At 43.2% G+C, this 590-nt stretch carries 1 protein-coding gene; it reads left to right on the top strand.

The window, feature by feature from the left end; all coding sequences use genetic code 11:
- Positions 1-590 (top strand): AAA family ATPase (locus AB4140_RS19315; protein ID WP_372002252.1); only part of this gene is annotated, 590 nt, incomplete at both ends.

The following is a 590-nucleotide window of genomic DNA, read 5'->3' as shown; positions in this document are numbered from 1 at the left end:
AAGGACAAAGAACTTGTCGCCAAAGCCTTTAAAGCAGGACATGACAAAGCTCAGTATTTATTAAATCACACAACAGGCACATACCATCCAACGGCTCAGTTATTGATGGAGAATGTCGTTGCTAAACGACTCAATGCGCTTGCCAGTCAAAACAACTTGTATGACGAGTATGCAGATTCTGCATATTGCTCTGCGGTTGGTGAATTACCTTATGAGCTAACAAAGAAACAAATAGAAGCTGTCACTACATGCTTGGATAACGCCGTAAGTTGCATTACAGGTGGTGCTGGAACAGGCAAAACGACAGTGCTTAGAACTGCATTGCGTGCCTATCATATAATGGGGTTTGAAATACATGCTGTAGCCTTAAGTGGTCGTGCGGCCATGCGCTTGCATGAGTCAATTGGTTTTATCACTTCAACGATTGCAAAGTTACTGCGAAATGAACCTATTGATTCAGATAAACAAAAACATCTGCTCGTTATTGATGAAGCCAGCATGATTGATTTGCCGACCATGTACCGCCTGGTCAACCATATTCATCCATCGGTTCGTATTATCTTTACAGGTGACCCCGACCAGTTACCGCC

This window comes from Shewanella sp. 10N.286.51.B2 (assembly GCF_041469265.1).
In the GTDB taxonomy this organism is placed as follows: Bacteria; Pseudomonadota; Gammaproteobacteria; order Enterobacterales; family Shewanellaceae; genus Shewanella.
The sequence above is the reverse complement of the archived record's forward strand: the minus strand, read 5'-3'. Positions and strand labels throughout refer to the sequence as shown.